General features: G+C 72.8%; 12 protein-coding genes. All 12 read left to right on the plus strand.

Going from position 1 to position 21,953, the window contains the following annotated elements; translation table 11 throughout:
• On the plus strand, positions 1–1,436 hold a 1,436-nt coding region (locus tag IEX37_RS15070; protein WP_373286274.1), incomplete at its 5' end, for a hypothetical protein.
• Between the two features lie 136 nt (positions 1,437–1,572).
• Positions 1,573–2,313, plus strand: a complete 741-nt coding sequence (locus tag IEX37_RS15075) for a DUF5819 family protein (protein ID WP_188757198.1) — start codon at positions 1,573–1,575, stop codon at positions 2,311–2,313.
• Positions 2,313–3,485 carry an HTTM domain-containing protein gene (locus IEX37_RS15080; protein WP_229663307.1) on the plus strand — a complete coding sequence of 391 codons (1,173 nt, stop codon included), beginning with the start codon at positions 2,313–2,315 and terminating at the stop codon, positions 3,483–3,485. The genes IEX37_RS15075 and IEX37_RS15080 overlap by 1 nt, the downstream gene beginning before the upstream one ends.
• 196 nt (positions 3,486–3,681) lie before the next feature.
• On the plus strand, positions 3,682–5,757 hold the full coding sequence (locus IEX37_RS15085) for an acyl-CoA dehydrogenase family protein (protein WP_188757199.1): 2,076 nt from the start codon (positions 3,682–3,684) through the stop codon (positions 5,755–5,757).
• Between the two features lie 178 nt (positions 5,758–5,935).
• Positions 5,936–12,043 (plus strand): Ig-like domain-containing protein, encoded by a 6,108-nt coding sequence (locus IEX37_RS15090; protein WP_188757200.1) that lies wholly within the window; start codon positions 5,936–5,938, stop codon positions 12,041–12,043.
• A gap of 48 nt (positions 12,044–12,091) precedes the next feature.
• Positions 12,092–13,063, plus strand: coding sequence for an AAA family ATPase (locus tag IEX37_RS15095; protein WP_188757201.1), 972 nt, complete (start codon positions 12,092–12,094; stop codon positions 13,061–13,063).
• A 26-nt stretch (positions 13,064–13,089) separates the two neighbouring features.
• Positions 13,090–14,343 carry a DUF58 domain-containing protein gene (locus IEX37_RS15100; RefSeq protein WP_188757202.1) on the plus strand — a complete coding sequence of 418 codons (1,254 nt, stop codon included), beginning with the start codon at positions 13,090–13,092 and terminating at the stop codon, positions 14,341–14,343.
• A complete protein-coding gene (locus IEX37_RS15105; protein ID WP_229663308.1) occupies positions 14,340–16,859 on the plus strand; it encodes a transglutaminase-like domain-containing protein in 2,520 nt (839 codons plus the stop codon). The genes IEX37_RS15100 and IEX37_RS15105 overlap by 4 nt, the downstream gene beginning before the upstream one ends.
• A complete protein-coding gene (locus tag IEX37_RS15110) occupies positions 16,856–18,361 on the plus strand; it encodes an RDD family protein (RefSeq protein WP_188757203.1) in 1,506 nt (501 codons plus the stop codon). The genes IEX37_RS15105 and IEX37_RS15110 overlap by 4 nt, the downstream gene beginning before the upstream one ends.
• On the plus strand, positions 18,358–19,173 hold the full coding sequence (locus IEX37_RS15115) for a PP2C family protein-serine/threonine phosphatase (RefSeq protein ID WP_188757204.1): 816 nt from the start codon (positions 18,358–18,360) through the stop codon (positions 19,171–19,173). The genes IEX37_RS15110 and IEX37_RS15115 overlap by 4 nt, the downstream gene beginning before the upstream one ends.
• Positions 19,173–20,270, plus strand: coding sequence for an FHA domain-containing protein (locus IEX37_RS15120; protein WP_188757205.1), 1,098 nt, complete (start codon positions 19,173–19,175; stop codon positions 20,268–20,270). The genes IEX37_RS15115 and IEX37_RS15120 overlap by 1 nt, the downstream gene beginning before the upstream one ends.
• Positions 20,267–21,946, plus strand: a complete 1,680-nt coding sequence (locus tag IEX37_RS15125; protein WP_188757206.1) for a serine/threonine-protein kinase — start codon at positions 20,267–20,269, stop codon at positions 21,944–21,946. Before IEX37_RS15120 ends, IEX37_RS15125 begins: the two co-directional genes overlap by 4 nt.
• Positions 21,947–21,953: the final 7 nt, after the last annotated feature.

Raw genomic sequence — 21,953 nt, forward strand, 5'->3', positions numbered from 1 at the left:
AGAACGGCGACCCGGTCGTGGTTCCGGTGACGACGACGCCCGAGGGTGGGATCCCCGCGGGTACGACGTTCCCGCTGCCGGCGGATGTCGAGCCGGGCGAGTTCACGCTCGTCGCGACCGACCCGGCGGTCGGCGCGGACGTCGCCACCGACGACTTCACCGTCGTCGAGGCGGACGCGACCGCGGATGCTACGGCCGACGCGACTGCGGACGCTACGGCGGATGCTACGGCGGATGCGACGGCGGACGCTACGGCGGATGCGACCGCTGACGCTACGGCTGATGCGACTGCTGACGCTACGGCTGACGCGACTGCGGATGCGACCGCGGATGCTACGGCGGATGCGACGGCGGACGCTACGGCGGATGCGACCGCTGACGCTACGGCTGACGCAACTGCGGACGCTACGGCTGACGCAACTGCGGACGCTACGGCTGATGCGACTGCGGATGCGACTGCTGACGCGACTGCGGATGCGACTGCCGACGCTACGGCTGACGCGACTGCGGACGCTACGGCTGATGCGACCGCGGATGCGACTGCTGACGCCACGGCTGATGCGACCGCGGATGCTACGGCTGACGCCACGGCTGACGCGACTGCGGACGCTACGGCTGACGCGACCGCGGATGCGACTGCGGATGCTACGGCTGATGCGACCGCGGATGCGACTGCGGATGCTACGGCTGATGCGACTGCGGATGCTACGGCTGACGCGACTGCGGACGCGACGGCTGATGCGACTGCGGATGCTACGGCTGACGCCACGGCTGACGCGACTGCGGATGCGACCGCTGACGCTACGGCGGATGCCACGGCTGATGCGACCGCTGACGCTACGGCGGATGCCACGGCTGATGCGACCGCGGACGCTACGGCTGACGCGACTGCTGACGCTACGGCTGATGCGACTGCTGACGCTACGGCTGATGCGACTGCTGACGCCACGGCTGACGCGACTGCGGACGCTACGGCTGACGCGACCGCGGATGCGACTGCTGATGCCACGGCCGACGGCAGCGCGGACGGCAGCGGCATCTGGATCGAGCTCGAGCACGAGCGTCGCACGCACGGTCAGCAGCAGATCGCCTACGGCTTCGGCTTCCAGCCGGGCGAGACGGTCACCGCGACGCTGTACTCGACGCCGCAGGCGCTCGGCACGCAGGTCGCGAACGCCCAGGGCGAGGTGACGTTCACGTGGACGATCGCGTCCGACATCTCGGTCGGTGAGCACCGTGTCGAGCTGGTCGGGGATGTCTCCGGCAGCGTCGACGCCACCTTCCAGGTGTACGCAACCGGAGGCGGCGGTCTCGCCGCGACGGGCGGCGACGCCGCTGCGACCGTGGTGCCGATCTCGGTGCTGCTGCTCGCGCTCGGCTCCCTGCTCCTGATCGCGACGCGGCGCAAGCCCGTCACGTCTCAGGCGACGGACTGAGCACACGGGAGAGCGAGAGCACTCCCATGAGTGACGCGAACGCCGAGCGTTCGTGAAGCCACTGGCGGCCCGGGGGACCCCGGGTCGCCAGTGGCGCGTCCCGTAAGCGGACGCAAGACCCGACGATGAAGGGCTCATGAAGACCAAGAGCAAGTCCCTCCGACGCATCGTCGTCGCGGGAATGGCGGCGTTCGCCGCCTGGCATATCCTCGCCACGTTCCTGTGGGTGGCACCGGCGTCACCCGCGCGGGACGCGATCCCCGGGGACGCGTTGCGTTCCTACATGCTGCCGATGTTCGGCCAGAGCTGGAGCGTGTTCGCGCCCAGCCCGATCAACGCCGACTACCACCTCGATGTGCGGGCGCTGGTCGACGACGGGGGCGAACTCGTCGAGACCGACTGGGTGCGCGCCACGGACGTCGAGCTGTCCTATTCGCGCTACAACCTGACGCCCCCGCGCGCGGCCGGCATCGCCGTCTCGGCCGCCAGTGCCCTCTACTCCGCGCACGGCCGGCTCAGCGACGGTCAGAAGGAGATCGTCGAGCTCAACTACTTCAAGGACGACTGGTACGGCCGTCTCGAGCAGGCGCTCGCGGACGCGGGGGACGACCCGGCCGCGTACCTGTCGGCCGAGCGCGTCGTGGCCGCGTACGCCACCCAGGTCGCCTTCGCGGTCTGGGGCGAGGACGTCACGCGCGTGCAGTTCCAGGTCAGTCGCGAGCCGGTCGTGCCGTTCGAGCAGCGCAACGACCCGGACGCCGAGCGGCCCGCCGCGGTCGTGCGGGAGACGGGATGGCGGGGCCTGGCCGAGAACGAGGGCCAGTCGCGCTCGCAGTTCCGCGACTTCTTCTGCTCCGCGCCGAAGGAGGTGTGCTGATGCAGCGGGCCGGCGCCGTCGCCGCCCGTGCGGGACGCTTCCTCCTCCTGTCCATCCGCACGCTGCTGGCGGGCGGCATCGCCCTCGTCGGCCGTATCCTGGCGTTCTGCGAGACCTGGCTGACCGAGGCCAAGCACGCGCGATACGGCATCGCCGTCATGCGGATCATCCTGGGCTTCACGGGCCTGGGGCTGCTGCTGTCGAACTTCACGGCGCGCTCCTACCTGTACGGGCCGGCGTCGTTCTGGAACGGCGAGCACGAGACCCCGAAGAGCGCGTTCCCCGACATCTGGCTGTTCGGGCTCGGGCGCGCGCTGGCGGGCGACCTCATGGCCTTCACGTTCTACTATCTGCTGGTCGCGGCGCTCGCCGCGCTCCTGATCCTGGGATGGCGCACCCGCATCGTGCTGCCGATCTTCCTCGTGCTGTGGATCGGGCTCATCGAGCTGAACGACGCGTCGGGGGACCAGGGCGACAACGCGTATCGCATCTGCCTGTTCTGGCTGATGTTCGCCGACTCTGCCGGCCGGCTCTCGCTCGATGCGCGGCGACGAGACCGCCGCCCGTCCTCGCGCTCGCGGTTCGTCCGCACGTGGCAGGGCGAGAGGCTGCTCCCGGCCTGGCTCGGTAACACCGCGCACAACCTGGTCCTCGTGATCCTCACGGCGCAGGTGAGCTTCATCTATGCGGCCGGCGCGCTGTACAAGGCCGGTGGCGATCCCTGGGCCGAGGGGATCGCCGTCTACGCCCCGTTGCAGGTCGCGAAGTTCGGCACCTGGCCGTTCCTGAGCGATCTCGTGACGGCGTGGGCGCCCGCGGTGGTCCTCGCGTCGTGGGGGTCCATCCTGCTGCAGATGTCGTTCCCCTTCATGCTGCTGCATCGCTTCACGCGCGTGATCGCGCTCGTCGGGATCCTCGGATTCCACGTGTCGATCGGCGTGCTGATGGGGCTGCCGTGGTTCTCGCTCGCCATGGTCGCGATCGATGCCATCTTCGTCCGCGACGTCACCTGGCAGAAGATGGGCCGGGCCGTACGCGACGCCTGGCGCCGCGCGGGACGCGACGCAGACGCACAGGCGCCGCCGCCGAGCTCGGACGACGAGGCGCCCGCGCATCGGCCGGCGCGTGAGAAGAAGGAGGCCCGCGCGCTCGCGGGCGCCGGGCGCCGCTGATCCCTCGGCGGAATCCCCCCGCGACAGACACTTTCGGCTGGGTGCGCGGGACCGTCGCCCTGTGGCGCCCGTACAATCCACGGGCGCCCGGGGCGCACGGATTCCTGTGGCCCCCGGACAAGGTGCTTCGCCCCGGCTTGTCGGGGACCTACGGTGGGAGCGACACAACCGTGCCCGATTCCCGTGAGAGGCAGCCATGGCAGACACCGCTGTTCGCCCCCAGGACGTCCCCGCCGAGCCCGCTTCCGGCCCGCGACCCGAGGCCGGCGCCCCCCGGATCGACGTGCCGCTCGTCACCGACAAGCTGCTCGGCACATGGGCCGACGTGCGACGCACGTCGCGCGCGATGCTCAAGGACCCCGCGCTGTGGCGAGAGGACGGGCTCACCCACCACGAGCACCGCGAGCGCGTCTTCCAGCAGCTGCGCAAGCTCGTGGCCCACAACTCGATCGCGCGGGCGTTCCCCGTCGAGTACGGCGGGGAGAACAACAACGGCGGCAACCTGGCGAGCTTCGAGGAGCTCGTGCTCGCCGACCCCAGCCTTCAGATCAAGGCCGGTGTGCAGTGGGGCCTGTTCGGTTCGGCGATCTACCAGCTCGGCACGAAGAAGCACCACGACAAGTGGCTGCGCGACGTGATCGAGCTGAAGATCCCGGGGGCCTTCGCGATGACCGAGACCGGTCACGGCTCGGACGTCGCCGCCATCGGCACGACCGCGACGTACGACCCCGAGACGGAGGAGTTCGTGATCCACACGCCCTTCCGGGGCGCGTGGAAGGACTACCTGGGCAACGCGGCGGTGCACGGGCGCGCCGCGACCGTCTTCGCGCAGCTCATCACGGGCGGGGTCAACTACGGCGTGCACTGCTTCTACGTGCCGCTGCGGGATGAGGACGGCGAGTTCCTGCCCGGCATCGGCGGCGAGGACGACGGCGTGAAGGGCGGCCTCAACGGCGTGGACAACGGGCGGCTGCACTTCGACCACGTGCGCGTGCCGCGTGAGAACCTGCTCAACCGCTACGGCGACGTGGCCGCGGACGGCACCTACAGCAGCCCGATCGCGAGTCCCGGCCGCCGGTTCTTCACGATGCTGGGCGCGCTCGTCCAGGGCCGCGTGTCGCTCGACGGTGCCGCCACGTGGGGCGCGGCTCTCGCGCTCAAGATCGCCGTCACCTACGGCAACCAGCGGCGCCAGTTCGCGGGCGCCTCGGGCGCCGAGACGGTGCTGCTCGACTACGGGAAGCACCAGCGCCGGCTGCTGCCGCGCGTCGCGACGACGTACGCGCAGGCCTTCGCCCACGACGAGCTGCTCTGCAAGTTCGACGCGGTCTTCGGCGGCGAGGCCGACACGGATCAGAACCGCGAGGACCTCGAGACCCTGGCCGCGGCGCTGAAGCCCCTGTCGACCTGGCACGCGCTCGACACGATCCAGGAGGCGCGCGAGGCGTGCGGGGGTGCCGGCTACCTCGCCGAGAACCGTCTGGTCACGCTGCGCCAGGATCTCGACGTGTACGTCACGTTCGAGGGCGACAACAACGTGCTCCTGCAGCTGGTGGGGAAGCGCCTCCTGGGCGACTACGCCAAGCAGTTCAAGGGCAAGGATCCCAAGGAGATCGCCGCGTTCGTCGTCGGGCAGACGGCGGGCAAGGTGTTCCACGGCGCCGGCCTGCGCCAGCTCGGCCAGGCGGTCGCGGACTTCGGATCCACCGCCCGCTCCGTGGAGCTCGGGCTGCGTGCCAAGGACCAGCACGAGCTGCTGACCGACCGTGTGCAGCAGATGGTCGCCGACGTCGCCGGCCGGCTCCGGCCCGCGACGAAGCTGGCACCGGAGGCGGCGGCGGAGCTGTTCAACGAGAACCAGACGGCCCTGCTGGACGCCGCCCGCGCCCACGGCGAACTGCTGCAGTGGGAGGCGTTCGCCGACGCGGTGGCCGGTATCGAGGACGAGGACACCGCCCAGATCCTCGGCTGGCTGCGGGACCTGTTCGGCCTGGGCCTGATCGAGAAGCACCTGTCGTGGTACCTCCTGCACGGGCGGCTCTCCCACCAGCGGGCGATGGCCGTGACCCGCTACATCGACCGCCTCTGCCGTCGCCTGCGGCCCCACGCGCAGGACCTCGTGGACGCCTTCGGCTACGAGCCGGAGCACGTGCGCGCCCCCATCGCGTCGGGTGCCGAGCAGGCACGTCAGGACGAGGCCGCCGCGCACTACGCCGACCTCGAGGCCCGCGGGCAGCGGCCGCCCAAGGAGAAGAAGCCCGCCTCGCGCTGATCCGGTCCTGCTGCGGCGCGAGCGCGGGACCCGGGGAGAGGTGCCCGTGCCCCCGGTCGGGAGAACGCCGCCATCCGGGATAACCTGAAGACACCGCTACGTGCACGAGGCCGCCGACCCGTGCCGTGCGGACGCAGGAACCCGAGCCGCCAGGGGGAGGCCCAGTCCGATGAAGGCGATGTCGTGGCTGAGTGGGCGTCCTCGCACGCTCGCCGGCGCTGCGATCGTGACCGCAGCCGCGATCGGGGTCACGACGATGGCCGTCGCGTACGAGGGGAACCCGACCACGGAGGTCGACCTGCACGACGGGTCGGTCTGGATCACCAAGGCCGACCAGCAGTTCGTCGGCCACTTCAACAGCCGATCGCAGCTGCTCGACGGGCGGCTGATCGTCTCGAGCATGGACTACGACGTCCTCCAGGACGGCGACCGGGTGCTCGTGCAGGACCGGGGGGACAACTCCCTCGCCCTCATCGATCCCGCGGCCGTCACGCTCGGCAACCGCACGGAGCTGCCGCCCGGCGCGGTCGTCGACTATGCGCGCGAGACCGTGGCGGTGCTGGATCCCCGGGAGGGCGCGCTGTACGTCGTGCCGCTGGCGGGGATCACGGCGTTCTCGCCCGCCGAGGCCGAGCCCGTCCTGGAGCTGGGGGAGGGCGCCGCGGTCACGGTCGGCCGCGACGGGACGGTGCACGCGGTGTCCGTGCGGGACGCCATGGTCTACACCGTCCCGGTCACGCGCGAGGGCGAGCCCGAGGATCCGCGCGAGCGGGCGGTCGAGGGCATCGGCGAGACGTCGGACGTCACGATCACCTCCGTCGGCTCGGTGCCGGTCGTGCTCGACGCGCAGACCGGGACCCTCGTGGTCGCCGGCGGCCCGACGATCGAGCTGCCGGACGCGGAGGACGCGCGCCTGGCCCTCGACGCGGCGGAGTCGGACTCCGTCATCGTCGCGACCCGCGGCGAGCTGCTGCGCGTGCCCCTCGACGGGTCAGCGATCGACGTCACGCCGACGGACGGACCCGAGGGGCTGCCGACCGAGCCCGTATGGCTCGACGGCTGCGCGTACGGCGCGTGGATGCACGCCGGCTGGTTCGTGCGCGACTGCATCGGCGAGCAGCACGACCTCGCGATGCCCATCGCGGACTACGACGTGGAGGGGGAGCTGCGCTTCCGCGTGAACCGGGACGTCGTCATGCTCAACAACGTGCTGAGCGGCGCGGCGTGGCTCGCGAGCGACCTGCTCCAGAAGGTCGACAACTGGGACGACCTGACGCCGCCCGAGGGCGACGGCGTCGAGAACCCGGATCCGACGACGGTCCAGGTCCCCGACCCGAGCCCGCCGGACCGCGGGGAGGAGAACACGCCCCCCATCGCGAACGCCGACCGGTTCGGGGTCCGGGCGGGCCAGACCACCGTCCTCCCCGTGCTCGACAACGACAGCGATCCGGACGGCGACGTCCTCACGGTCACCCTGCCCGACGGCTCCCCGAGCCTCGGCGACGTGCAGCTCATCCACAACGGAACGGCCCTGCAGATCGTCGTGCCCTCCGGGGCGAGCGGATCCGACTCCTTCGTCTACCAGGTCGACGACGGACGCGGCGGCACCGACCGCGCCACCGTCACGCTCGACGTCCATCCCGACAGCCGCAACGCCGGCCCGCGGCAGAACCGGCAGCTCACGATCCCCGTCGAGACCGGCGGCACCGTCACGTACAACGTCCTGCCCGACTGGATCGACCCGGACGGCGACAACATCTACCTGGAGGCGGTCTACCCTCCCGAGGGCGACGAGGCCGACTTCACGGCGGACGGACGCATCACCTACCGCGCGATCTCCGGCTCCCAGGGTCCGCTCGACGTGCCCATCGCGGTGTCGGACGGCCGGACGAGCACGGCGGGCGTGCTGAAGCTCGACGTGCGTCCGCCCGGCACGACGCCCCCGATCACGACCGCCGACCACGTCGTCACGCGCGTGGGCGAGCAGGTGACCGTATCCCCGCTCGCCAACGACATCAGCGCGAGCGCCGAGCCGCTGCGGCTCACGCGCGTCGACGAGGTCCAGGGCGCGACGATCGTGGCGGACTTCGCCGCCAAGACCTTCACGTTCGAGTCGGGCACCGAGGGCACCTACTACGTCCAGTACCTCGCGTCGACCGGGCCCAACGCCGTGCCGGGCCTCGTGCGCGTCGACGTCGTCAAGCCGACGTCGAGCGACCTGCCGCCCGTCGCCGTGCGCGACGTGGCGCTGCTGCCGGCGGGCGGCGAGGTGCTCGTGAACGTGCTCAACAACGACTCCGACCCGGGCGGCGGCGTGCTCGTCGTGCAGTCCGTGACGGCCGATCCGTCGAGCGGGCTTTCGGTCTCCGTGCTCGGCCACGAGACGTTGCGGATCTCGGACCGGGCGGTGCTGAGCGAGCAGACCACGATCACGTACCGGATCTCGAACGGCGTCCAGGGCGCCGAGGGCGAGGTCATCGTGATCCCCGTGCCGGCCGCGGAGACCCTGCGCCCGCCGGTCGCGAACGACGACACCGCCGTCGTCCGCGTGGGCGATGTCGTGACGATCCCCGTGCTGGACAACGACTACCACCCGAACGACGACGAGATCCACGTCGCGCCCGAGCTGGTCGAGACGCCGGACCCCTCCGCGGGGCAGATCTTCGTGTCGCAGAACACGGTCCGGTTCCGGGCGGATTCCGAGCCCGGCACCCACTACGCGACGTACGAGGTCGTCGACAGCACGGGCCAGCGCGACGCCGGCTTCATCACGATCGACGTCCTGCCGATCGAGGAGGGCAACAACGCCGCGCCGCGGCCCCGCGACCTCACCGCCCGCGCGCTGGCCTCCTCCACCACCACGATCCTCGTGCCGCTGGACGGGATCGACGCGGACGGCGACTCGGTCGAGCTCGTCGGGCTGGCCTCGGCACCCGGCAAGGGGAAGATCGTGGAGACCGGGGCCGACCGCTTCGTCTACGAGGCGTTCGCGGACGCCAAGGGCGTCGACACGTTCGTGTACCGCGTCCGCGACCGCCTCGGGGCCGAGGGCACGGCCACCGTGCGGATCGGCATCGCGCCGGCCACCACGCGCAACCAGGCGCCCTACGCCGTCCGGGACAACGTGGCGATGCGCCCGGGCCGGGTCGTCGCGGTGCCGGTGCTCAACAACGACTCCGACCCGGACGGCGACCGCATCGGCCTCGTGCCCGACGGGCTCATCCTGCCCGACGTCGACGGCCTGGAAGCGGAGGTGCTCGGCAACCGCGTGGTCATCACGTCGCCGGACCGGCCGATGGAGACGTCGCTGCAGTACACGATCGAGGACAGCCGCGGCGCGCAGGCGCAGGGCGTCGTGCAGATCTCGGTGGACGAGGACGTGCCGCTGCAGGCCCCGATCGCGCGCGACGACCGCGTGCTGGTCGAGTCGATCCAGGACGACCTGACCGCCGAGGTCGAGCTGCTCGCGAACGACGAGGATCCGGACGGCACGGTCGAGGCGCTGACGATCGAGCTCGAGCCCGACGACAGCGCCCAGCTGCTCGCGGACGGCGTCGTGCGGGTCGGCATCGAGGAGCGGCGTCGTCTCATCGCGTACACGATCACCGACGAGGACGACCAGAGCGCGACCGCCTTCATCCACGTGCCCGGCACGGAGGACCTGCGTCCCACGCTGATCAGCACCGAGCCCGTCGTCGTCGACAGCGGCGAGACGCGCGAGCTGCCGCTCGATGAGTACGTCCGCGTGGCGAGCGGCAAGCAGGTGCGCATCACCGAGGAGGCGAAGGTCGTCGCCGCGCACGGCAACGGCGACTCGCTCGTCGTGGACGCGCACACGCTCGTGTACACGTCGGCCGACCGCTACTTCGGCAGCGATGCCATCACGTTCGAGGTGACGGACGGCACCGGCCCCGACGACCCGGACGGCCGCACGGCCACGCTCTCGCTGCCCATCACGGTGCGTCCGCCGGCCAACGAGCCGCCCGTGTTCGTCGACGCCGAGCTCACGGTCGGCGCCGGCGACGAGGAGCCGGCCACGGTCGATCTCGCCGCGCTCGCGACCGACATCGACGACGACCCCCTGCAGTTCGAGATCGCGGGCGGCGTACCGTCGGGCATGCAGGCCCAGATCGTCAACGACTCCACGCTCAGCGTGACGGCGGATCCCGATCAGAGGGGCGCGACGGCGGCCCTGCAGATCCGGGTGTCCGACGGGGAGACGGATCCCGTGACCGGGGCCGTGCACGTGACCGTCACGTCCTCGACGCGGCAGCTGCCCGTCGCCACCGACGACCGCGTCGACGAGTGGAACCAGGGCGAGACGCTGTCGCTCGCCGTGCTGGAGAACGACGTCAACCCGTTCCCCGGGCAGCCGCTCGAAGTGGTCTCGGCGACGGCGGAGACCGGTGACGCGGACGTGCGGGTGGCCGGCGACCGGGTGGAGATCACGCCGGCGAGCACGTTCCACGGCCGCGTCGTCGCGCGCTACCGCATCGCCGATGCCACGGGCGACGAGGACCGCATGGTGGAGGGCCGGATCTTCGTGACGGTCCAGGGCGTGCCGGATCGCCCCGGCAGACCGGTCGTCACGAGCGTGCAGGACCGACGCGTGACGATGTCGTGGACGCCGCCCGCCGACAACGGCGCGCGCATCACCGAGTACGCCGTGCGGTCGACGAACGGCGACTACGAGACCACCTGCCCCGCGACGACCTGCACCCTGACGGGCCTGACCAACAACGTCGAGTACAACTTCGTCGTCGTGGCGATCAACCGGGTGGGCGAGTCGCAGGGGTCGCTGCCCAGCGAGACCGCGCGTCCCGATGTCCGCCCCGACACCCCCGTGCCGCCGCGCTCACCCGACTTCGGCGACGGACGCCTGCAGGTCACGTGGGTCGAGCCGAACACGGCGGGATCGCCCGTGTCGTCGTACACGGTCGAGATCTCGCCCGCGCCGCCGAACGGCATCGCCACGAAGACCGAGGTGACCGGCACGTCGCTGTGGTGGGACGGTCTGCGCAACGGCGAGTCGTACCAGTTCCGCGTGCGTGCACACAACGCCGCTCCCGACCCCTCCAGCTGGAGCGGCTGGTCGGTGGCGAACGTGCCCGCGGCCCCGCCCGACGCGCCTGCCCAGCCGACCACGGAGCGCCTCGAACCCGTGGGGACGGAGGCCCAGCTCCGGGTGTCGTGGAACGCGCCGGCGGCGAACGGCGACCCGATCAACCTGTACGAGCTGGATGTCCTCAGCGGCGGATCCGTCAAGCAGACGCTCGAGGTGCAGCCCGGAACGAGGACGCAGACCGTCGCCGTGCCGGCCGACTCCAGCGACTACACCTTCCGCGTGAGGGCGCACAACAAGGCCGGCTGGGGCGCGCACAGCGCGCCGTCCGCGCCGCGCCAGGCGTTCGGCGTGCCCGGCGCTCCGACCAGGGTCTCGGCATCCACGCCCCAGGCCGACAGCCGCATCCACGTGACGTGGACCCCCGGATCTCTCAACGGCGCGCGGGCGGACCAGGTCAGGTACGAGTACTCGGTCAACGGCGGCGACTGGAGCGGCAACTGGGCCAGCGGCGGCAACGGGTCGGGCCAGATCAACGGCAACAACGGCACCGCCTCGACCGTGCGCATCCGCGCCGTGACGACCGCAGACGGCGCGACCTATCGCAGCGACGCGTCCGCCCCGTCGAACTCCGCGACGTCCTACGGCCCGATGCGCGCGCCGGAGGTCCGCGCCTCGCGCGTGGGCGACGGCACGCAGATCGAGTTCCGGTGGGACGCCCGCAACTCCGGCAACGGGCGGGAGATCCGCTCGGTCGAGGTACGGTTCTCCGGCGGAGGCGGGTGGCAGGGCGTCTCCGCCAACGGGTCGACGACCCGCGGGTACGGCCACGACACCGAGGGTCGGATCGAGGTGAGGGTGACGGACACCGCGGGGCAGACCGTGACGGCCTCCGCTTCCCAGCGGACGGTTCCGCCGCCCGCACCCGCCGCGACCGTCAGCAACTCCGGCGACAGAACCGGCCGGGTGTCGGGGTGCAGCACCGGCAACTGCTACTACATGCAGCTGAACTACCAGCACTTCCCCACCGGCAACTACCGGGTGACGTGCTTCGACCAGGACAGCGATGCGAACGGCTTCAGCGCATGGAACGGGCGCCTCTCGGGGCAGGGAAGCCAGCGGATGAACTGCTTCTACGGTTACGGCGGGAACCGGGTGCGCCTGCACATCGCCGGTCCCAACGGCATCGACTTCTGGACCCCCTGGTGGGAGTGGCGGCAGTGACCGGCTCCGCCGCGCCGCACCTCCCGACTCGACAAGGATGATGACCACATGACGATGACCCCCGAGCAGGCGACCTGGTTCCACGGCACCTTCACGCGCCTGGTCGACAACGTGGACCAGGCGCTCATGGGCAAGCGCGAGGTCGTGGGCCTCGTGCTCGCGGCCATGCTCGCCGAGGGCCACGTGCTGCTCGAGGACGCGCCGGGCACGGGCAAGACGAGCCTCGCGAAGGCCCTCGCGGCGACCGTCCAGGGCACGTCGAACCGCATCCAGTTCACGCCGGATCTGCTTCCCAGCGACGTGACCGGCGTGACGATCTACGATCAGCAGTCCCACACGTTCGAGTTCCACCGCGGGCCGGTGTTCGCCTCGATCGTGCTGGCCGACGAGATCAACCGCGCCTCGCCCAAGACGCAGTCGGCGCTGCTGGAGGTCATGGAGGAGTCGCGCGTCACGGTGGACGGCGCGCCGCACGAGGTGGGCCGCCCGTTCCTCGTCATCGCGACGCAGAACCCCATCGAGCAGGCCGGCACCTACAAGCTGCCCGAGGCTCAGCTCGACCGCTTCCTGATCAAGACGACGATCGGGTATCCGACGCTCGAGGTGACGGAGCGCATCCTCGCCGGCTCGGCCGAGCGCAACCCCTCCGCCAACCTGAAGGCGATCATCACGACCAGCGCGGTCGCGGACATGGCCGATCTCGCCGCCACCGCGCACGTCGAGCCCGCCGTGCTGCGCTACGCCGCCGAGCTCGCTGAGCGGACGCGCGAGGACAAGGACACGCGCCTGGGCGTCTCGGTGCGCGGTGCGATCGCGATGGTGCGGCTTGCGAAGGTCTGGGCGGCGGCGCAGGGGCGCCACTACGTCATCCCCGACGACATCAAGGCTCTCGCCCAGCCGGTGTGGGCTCACCGTCTCGTCATGGATCCCGAGGCCGAGTTCGTGGGCACCACGCCCGAGACCGTCATCTCGCGCGTGCTCGACAAGGTCGACGCGCCGCAGGCCCGTACCGTCTCCTGACGCCGAGACCCGTTCGATCGGCATCCATGACCGCTTCCTCAGAGCCCGCTCCGGCCGCGCCCGCACAGGCGAGCTGGCGACAGGTCGCGCTGTACCTGCTCACGCGGGCCGCGGCGCGGCTGCGCGCCGCGACCAAGGTCGTCCGGCCGATCGGCTGGGTGCTCATCGGCTTCGCGACCGTGCTGTGGCTCAGCGGTCCGCGGCTCGGCTGGTGGGAGGTCACGGTCGCGGCCGTCGTGATCACGGTGGTCGTGCTGCTGTGCCTGTTGTTCCTCATCGGCCGCACGGCCTATGACGTCTCGCTCGACCTCACGCGCACGCGGGTCGTGGTGGGTGAGCGCGCGGTGGGCGCGCTGACGCTCTCCAACTCGGGGAGCCGGACGATCCTGCCCTCGCGCGTCGTGCTCCCCGTCGGCACGGGCCGCGGCGTGTTCGGGATCCGGCGCCTGGCTCCCGGCGAGCAGGCGGAGGAGCTCTTCGCGATCCCCACCGCGCGGCGCGCCGTGCTTCCGGTGGGCCCCGTGAGCATCGTCCGGGGCGATCCGCTGGGGCTGTTCGAGCGCGTCGACAGTCGAGACGAGCCGGTCGACCTGTACGTGCACCCTCGCACGGTGCGGTTCGACGGCCAGTCGCTCGGCTTCGTGCGCGATCTCGAGGGCATGACCTCGCGGGAGCTGGCTCGCGACGACATCGCGTTCCACGCCCTGTCGGAGTATCAGCCGGGGGACGACCTCCGCCACGTCCACTGGCGCTCGACCGCCCGCACCGGCACGCTCATGGTGCGCACGTACGAGCAGACGCGCCGCTCGCACTTCGTCATCGGCCTCACGACGCACCCGGGCGAGTACGCCGACGAGGAGGAGTTCGAGCTGGCGATCTCGGCGGTCGGGTCGATGGGGCTGCGCGCGCTGCGCGACTCCCACCGGGTCGAGGTCCGCGCGCAGCGGGGCAAGCTGCGAACTGAGACGCCCCGGCACCTGCTCGACGCGCTCTCCGGGGTCGAGCACTCGCGTCCCCGCGACGGGGCTGTGGGCGAGCTGGCGGGCTCCATCGCGGCCGCGGCGCCGGCCGCGAGCGTGGTCGTGCTCGTCGGGGGCAGCCGGATCGGCGCGACGCAGCTCCGCGCGGCCTTCTCCCGGTTGCCCGTCGGTGTGCGCACCCTCGCGGTGATCGCCGCCACGGGGCAGGAGGCGGGCATGCGCCGTATCGGCGAGGCCGACGTGATCACGATCGGCACGCTCGAGGACCTGCCCCCCTCACTGCGGAGGGTGCTCGCATGACCGCCACGATGACACCCCCGGTTTCGGCCGAGGCCTCGCCCCCGGCGCCCGCCCCGCGACGGCGAGCGACGCGTCGCGCCCGTACGCCCCTCGACGCGCGCCGCTGGGCCCTCGATCTCGGGGCCGTCGCGCTCCTGCTGCTCGTACCGGTCATCGGGTTCTGGCCCACGTTCGACGGGCCCATCGTGCTGCTGCCGGGAATCGGGGGACTCGCCGTCGCTCTGGGCCTTGCCGCGCTCGGCGCGCGCCGCGGCTGGGGCGTGCTCACGCTCGCGGCCTCCGTCGTCGCCGCCTACTTCGTCCTCGGCGGGCCGCTGGCGCTGCCGCACACCGCGATCGGCGGCGTCATCCCGACGGTCGAGACGTTCCGGCGCCTCGCGGCCGGTGCCGTGCAGTCGTGGAAGTCGCTGCTGACGACGGTCGCTCCCGTCGCGCCGGAGGACGGCCATCTGCTGGTGCCGTTCCTCCTGGTGCTGGTGCTCGGCACGCTCGCCGCCAGCCTCGCCCTCCGCGTCATGCCCGCGGCCTGGGCGCTCGTGCCGGCCGTCGCGTGCCTCGCCCTGCAGATCGCCCTCGGAACGTCCGAGCCCGCCGTGCCGATCGTCCAGGGCGTCCTGCTCGCCGTGGTCGCGATCGTGTGGCTCGCCGTGCGGGACGCGTGGGCGCCCGCGCGCAGCGCCATTGCGGTGGGGACCGACGACGCCCCGGCCGCCGACCGCGCTCACCTGCTCCGCCGCATCGCCACCGCGGCGGGAGTGCTCGGCGTCGCCGCCGCGGTCGGCGCCGCATCGACGCTGCTCGCACCCGCCAACGAGGTGAGGTACGTGCTCCGCGACGTGATCATCCCGCCCTTCGACATCCGCGACTACCCCAGCCCCCTGCAGAGCTTCCGGCTGTACGTCGAGAAGTTCGCCGAGGAGCCGCTCTTCACCGTCTCGGGTCTGCCCGAGGGCGCGCGCGTGCGGCTGGGCGCCATGGACGCCTACTCGGGTGTCGTGTACAACGTCTCCGACGCGTCGAGCGCGTTCACCCCGCTGCGGTCGAACATGGCGGCGGACGCCGAGGGGGAGTCCGTCGAGCTCCGGGTCGTGGTGCAGGGGTACGACGACGTCTGGCTTCCCGGCGTGGGCCGCATCGACGCGCTCACCTACGACGGGCCGCGCGCGGACGAGCTGCGCCGGGGCACGTACTACAACCCCGCGACGGGGACCGGGGTCGTGACCCCCGGGCTGCGCGAGGGAGACGCCTACACGCTGCAGGCGGTGCTGCCTCCGGAGCCGAGCGACGCCGTCCTCGCCGAGGACGTGTTCGCTCCCGTCGACGTGCCGCAGCCGCGCTCGGTGCCGAACGGCATCGCAGAGCTCGCGGCCGACGCGATCTCCAACGCCGAGGCCTCGACGCCGGTCGAGAAGGTGCAGGCGCTGGCGACCTACCTCGTCGAGTCCGGCTTCTTCAGCCACGGTCAGGACGGCGAGTTCTCGCCCTCGGGACACGGCTCGGCGCGCATCGCGATGCTGACGGGCGGCGACCAGATGGTCGGCGACGACGAGCAGTACGCCGTGCTCATGGCACTCATGGCCCACGAGGTCGGCATCCCCGCCCGCGTCGTGATGGGCTTCCACTCGGATGAGCGAACGGGCAGCGAGCTCGTCGCGACGGGCGACAACCTGCACGCGTGGGTGGAGGTGCCGTTCCGCGACGCGGGCTGGGTCGCGTTCGACCCGACGCCCGACGAGGACAAGGACCCCAAGGACCAGACGACGCAGCCGCAGGCCGATCCCCAGCCCATGCCCCTGCAGCCCCCGCCGCCGCCCAAGGAGGAAGCCGACGAGCCGCCGCTCGTGCCGGACGAGCGCGAGACGGAGGACGAGGCCGAGCCGCTGCCGGCGTTCCTGGGCCTCCTGCTCGCGGTGGGCGGTATCGGGCTCGGGACGATCCTGCTCCTGCTCGCGCCGTTCGTGATCATCGGCGGGCTGAAGGCCGCGCGTCGGCGCAAGCGGCGCGAGGCCCCCGCTCCGGCCGACCGGCTCAGCGGCGGCTGGGACGAGCTGATGGATCGCGCGGCCGATTTCGGGCGCACCGTTCCGGTGGGCGCCACGCGCTACGAGCAGTCGCTGCGCCTCCGAGACGCGATCGAGGAGCCGCGCATCACGGCGCTCGCCGTGCGCGCCGACGCGGGCGTCTTCGGCCCGGGCGATCCGTCGCCCACCGAGATCGACGCGTTCTGGAACGAGGTGGACCAGATCGTGGGCGGGATGACGCGCAAGGCGTCGTTCTGGGCGCGGCTGCGGGCGCGGCTCAACGTGCGCACGCTGATCGCGGGGTCGAGGCTTGCCACGCGCACGCGTGACCTGCGAGAGTCCGTGGCACAGAGGCGCACGCAGCTGCAGGGCGCCGCCACGGCCGGACTGCGCCGAGCCGTGACGGAGCCCGTCGCCGCCCGCCGCGGCGGCAGGCCCGCGTCTCGCGACGCGCGGAGGACGGCTGCGCGCGACGGGAAGGGAGAACCGACATGACGACACCGAACCCCTACCCGGGTGCGGGGACTCCGCCTCCCGCCGTCGCACCGCAGACCGGCGTCTTCCCGCAGCCTGCCCCGTACGCCTCGGGACAGCCCGGAACCGCTCCCGCCGCGCAGCTCCCTGGCGAGCAGCTTCCCGGCGAGCCGGCGGCCGTGGGCCGCCGCGTGGCCGCGTACGCGATCGATGCGATCGTCGTCGCGCTCCTCTGCGCGCTGGGCGCCCTCGTCGGGGCCCTGCTCATGGAGTCCATCGGCGGGCTCGGCCTGCTGGTTGCGGGCGTCCTGATCTTCGTGACCCTGCTGGCCTGGGCGCTCGTCTACACCGCCATGCAGGCTGGCGCGGGCTCGATCGGCATGCGCCTCATGCGACTGCGACTCGTGCGCATCGACGGCGGGCAGGCGCTCGGTTTCGGACGCGCGCTGCTGCGCAACATCGTCTGGGGGCTGGCCGCCGCCATCGTCGTGGGCTATTTCTCCGTGCTGTTCGACGGCTCCCGCCGCCGACAGGGATGGCACGACCGTGTCGCGAACGCGTTCATGCGCGACGAGCGCGCCGCGAGCGCCGAGCAGACGCGCGAGGCGTTCGCGCCCTCCGCCGCCGTCCCGCCGCCGGCCTATCCGGGTCTGGCGTCGCCGCCCGCGGGCGCTGTGCCGTCGCACGTGCCGCCGCACCCGTCCGCCCCGTCCCCGTCGATCGCCGTCCCGCCCCGTCCGGCTCCGCCCGCGTGGCCGGCCGCGCCCTCGTCCGGCGAGCAGTCGGCGGCTCCGGTCGTTCCCGCGGCGCCCGCGGTGCCCGAGAGCACCACGGTCTCCGCGCCCCCCGCGTCGCCCACCCCAGCGTCGTCGCCCTCGACGGCAGCGCCCGCTGCGGCCAACGCGGGCGATCCTTCCCGCGACGGCGCGGACCTCATCGCGTTCGTGCCCGGCATCACGCAGGAGCGACCGGATCAGCCGGGGCCTCGATCCGAGAGCGCCCCGGCCGCGCCCGCGGCGGCCCCCGCGGACCCGGTGGCCCCCGTGGCGCCCGCGGCGCCCGTGCCGCCCGCCGCGCCCGTGGCGCCCGCCGCGCCCGTGGCGCCCGCCCCCGCGGCGCCGAGCGACGACGACCTCGTCGACGACACCATCATCGTGCGGCGGGACGAGCCGGACCTCGACGAGACCCGCGTCACCGCGCGCCGGACCGTGCAGCTCGAGTGGGACGACGGCACGCGGCACGCGGTGTCGGCCCGGACGCTGTTCGGCCGCAACCCGGTCGACGAGGAGGGCGCCGCCAGCGTCGCGGTGCGCGACGAGACGCTCTCGTTGTCCAAGACCCACTTCGAGATCGACCTCACCGAGGAGGGCGCCGTGCTCGTGGACCGCCACTCGACCAACGGCGTCGTGATCGTGCGCTCGGGCGAGCGCATCACGGCGCCTCCCGGTCGGCCCGTCGTGCTGCGCTCGGGCGACGCGCTCGAGATGGGCGAGCGCATCGCGACGTTCGGAGCGGGCAGATGACGTGCCCCATCGTCGCCATGAGCGGCGCCGCGACGGACGCCGGGCTGCGGCGACCGCTCAACGAGGACGCATTCCTGTCGGTGCCGCCCGTCTTCCTCGTGGCGGACGGGATGGGAGGGCACGACCGCGGGGAGGTCGCGGCGGCGACCGCGATCGCGGCGTTCGAGGGTTTCGCCGGTCGGGCGAGCCTCGGCATCGAGGACGTGCGCGAGGCCCTCGCCCGGGCGCGCGCCGACGTCGACGGCCTGTCCCAGGGCGCCGCAGCGGGGGCCGGGACGACCCTCAGCGGGGTCGTGATCGCCGAGGTCGCAGGCGAGGGGTACTGGCTCGCCCTCAACGTGGGCGACTCGCGCACCTATCGGTTCGCGGGCGGCGTGCTGGAGCAGATCAGCGTGGACCACTCCATCGTCCAGGAGATGCTCGACCGGGGTGAGCTCACCCCCGAGGACGCGGCGCGGGATCGCCGGCGCAACGTCATCACGCGCGCTCTCGGCGCCGGCAGCGCGGCCGAGGCGGACTTCTGGATGATCCCGGCCGCGGCGGGCGACCGCATTCTCGTCTGCTCGGACGGGCTGCCGGGGGAGCTTCCCGCCGAGCGGATCCAGGCGATCCTGCTGGTCGAGTCCCATCCTCAGGCCGCTGCCACGCGGCTCGTGCAGGAGGCGGTGATGCGCGGCGGACGCGACAACGTGACCGCGATCGTCGTCGATGCGGTCGCGGTCGCGCGGCGTGGCGGTGGCGCCCCGGAGGGCACCGGGTCCGACGCCGACTCGGACACGCTGCCGCGCGAGACGGTGGGAGGGAGACGCTGATGCGCGTGACGTACGAGCCGGGCGGGATGCTCGCGATCGTCGCCGAGACCGGGATCGCGGTGCTGGAGAACGGGCTGCCGCAGGACCGGATCGACGACGTGTGGCAGGCGCTCGACGACGGCGAGGGCGTCGAGGCGGTGATCGACGCCGTGCGGCAGGCGTTCGGCGACTCCGAGACGCCGCCCCCCTTCGCGGTGGCCGTCGCCGAGGGCGAGGACGTCCGCGCCGCCGTGCGCGGGGATCTCCGACTGGAGATCGAGACGATCTCCGGCTCCGTCGTGCTGAGCGACGAGGGCGGCTCGGACCCGACGGGGCGGCGCTTCGAGGATGCGCTGTCGGTGCTCGTCCGGCCCGCCGCTGCGGCACCGGCGACGACATCGGAGCTGCCGATCGCCTCGGGCGCCGTGCTCGCCCGCAGCGTGCGCGCGGTCTTCTTCGAGGTCGACCCCGCCGACGCGGACCACGTGCCGGGTGACACGCTGCTGCCCGACGACGCGGGGGAGGGCGACGACGCGTTCGCCGAGACGATCGTCGTGCCGCCGCGGCGGACCCGGGGCGAGCACGCGGCGGATTCCGCCGCGCGAGACGACGCGCTCGGGGGATCCGAGGAGGAGCCGCAGGGAGATCACGACGGCGCGACCATCTCGGCCGCCCAGCTCGCCGCCGCCCGCGCGGGCGACCACGACGGGGCGACGATCGCCGTCGCGCACGAGCCGGCCATCTGGGCCCCCGAGTCACCGGCTGCTCCTCCGAGGACCTACGGGCGCATCCGCCTGTCGACGGGCGAGGTCGCCGAGCTGGACCGCCCCGTCGTCATCGGCCGCCGGCCGCGCTCGTCGCGCACCACCGGCGCGGAGCTGCCGCGCCTGCTGGCGGTCGAGAGCCCCCAGAACGACATCTCGCGCAACCACGTGGAGATCTCCTCGGACGGGCACACCGTCGTGGTCACGGACCTGCACACCACGAACGGCACGACGCTGCTGCGGGGCGGCGCCGATCCCGTGCGGCTGCATCCCGGCGAGCAGACCGTGGTCGTGACGGGCGACGTGATCGACCTCGGCGACGACGTCACGGTCGCGTTCGAGGAGCTGCCGTGAACCAGAGGCGGCCCCCCGCGCCGCCGCCGGCCCTGCCCGGCCTGACCCCGCTCGAGCTGCTGGGCTCGGGCGGCTTCGCCGACGTCTACCTCTACGAGCAGGAGCTCCCGCGCCGCCGCGTCGCGGTCAAGGTGCTGCTTCCCGACCGCATCTCCGGATCGGCGGAGCAGTTCTCGGCCGAGGCGAACGTCATGGCGATGCTGTCGACGCATCCCGCCATCGTCACGATCTACCAGGCGGGCGTCGCCTCGGACGGCCGACCGTACCTCGTGATGGAGTACTGCCCGCGCCCCAACCTGCAGGTGCGCTATCGGCGCGAGCCCTTCTCGGTCGCCGAGGCGCTGCGCGTCGGCATTCCCGTCGCCGCCGCGGTGGAGACGGCCCACCGCGCGGGCGTGCTCCATCGCGACATCAAACCCGCCAACATCCTCGTCACGGAGTACAACCGCCCCGCGCTGACGGACTTCGGCATCGCGTCCACGTCGCACGGTGCGGGCGGGAGCACCGGGATGTCCATCCCGTGGTCGCCGCCCGAGGCCTTCGCCGAGGTGCCGCAGAGCGGGCCGCGCACCGACGTGTATCAGCTCGGCGCGACCGTCTACACGCTGCTCGCGGGCCGCTCGCCGTTCGAGCTCCCGGGCGAGCGCAACGGCAGCGCCGAGCTGATCGAGCGCATCGAGCGCATGCCGCTGCCCGCGATCGACCGCCCGGACATCCCCGAGTCGCTGCAGGCGGTGCTGCGCCGCGCGATGGCCAAGGACCCGGCGGAGCGATACCCGAGCGCCGTGACCTTCGCGCGGGCGCTGCAGAAGGTGCAGATCGAGCTCGCGCACTCGGTGACGCCGGTCGACATCCTCGACGACCGGCCTCTCGACGACCTGCCGGAGGACGACGACGGCGGTCTCACGCGGGTGCGGAGCGTGACCAACATCGCCCCCGGCGACACCGCGACGCGACCCTCGGCGACGACCGAGGAGGTGCCCGGGGCTCGAGCGGGCGAGATCGCGGCGCACCGTGCCTTCGCGCCGTCCGCGCCGCGCCCGTCCGACGGCCGGCCCGGGCAGATCGACGACGTCACGATCCTGCGCGACCCGCGCCCCGCCGACCCGATCGACGACGCCACGATCCTGCGTCCGCCGGCCTCGGCCGCCGCGCCGGCCGCGCGGCCCGCGCCCGCGGAGCCGTGGAGCGCGCCCGTGCCCGACGCCGCCCCCGCCGCGCCGGAGCCCCGCGCGGCCGGGGACGGGGGCGCCGCGGTCGCCGAGCGGAGGCGCCGGTGGCCGTGGCTGGTCGCCGCGGGCGTGGTCGTGGCCGGCGCGGTCGCCGTCGCGGCGCTCTCCGCGCCGGGGCTGCTCGAGCCCGAGCCGGCGCCGAGCGAGCCGCCGGTCGTCGCACCGCAGGATCCCCGCGGGGACCCGGTGCCGCGCGTCACCGACGGGACGGGCGTGGTGCAGGGCGACCAGGTCGTGTTCACCTGGGGCAATCCGGATCCGCAGCCCGGCGACTACTACCTGTGGCAGCGCAACCGGATCGACGGCGCCGAGGCGGTGGAGACGACCGAGGAGACGTCGGTGACGATCCCGGCCGATGCGGAGCGGGTGTGCATCGACGTGACGCTCGTGCGGCAGAACGGCCGGTACACGGATCAGCCCGTCACGATCTGCGCGCCGGACTGACGTCCCC

The sequence above is a fragment of the Microbacterium album genome (assembly GCF_014643695.1).
Taxonomy (GTDB): domain Bacteria; phylum Actinomycetota; class Actinomycetes; order Actinomycetales; family Microbacteriaceae; genus Microbacterium; species Microbacterium album.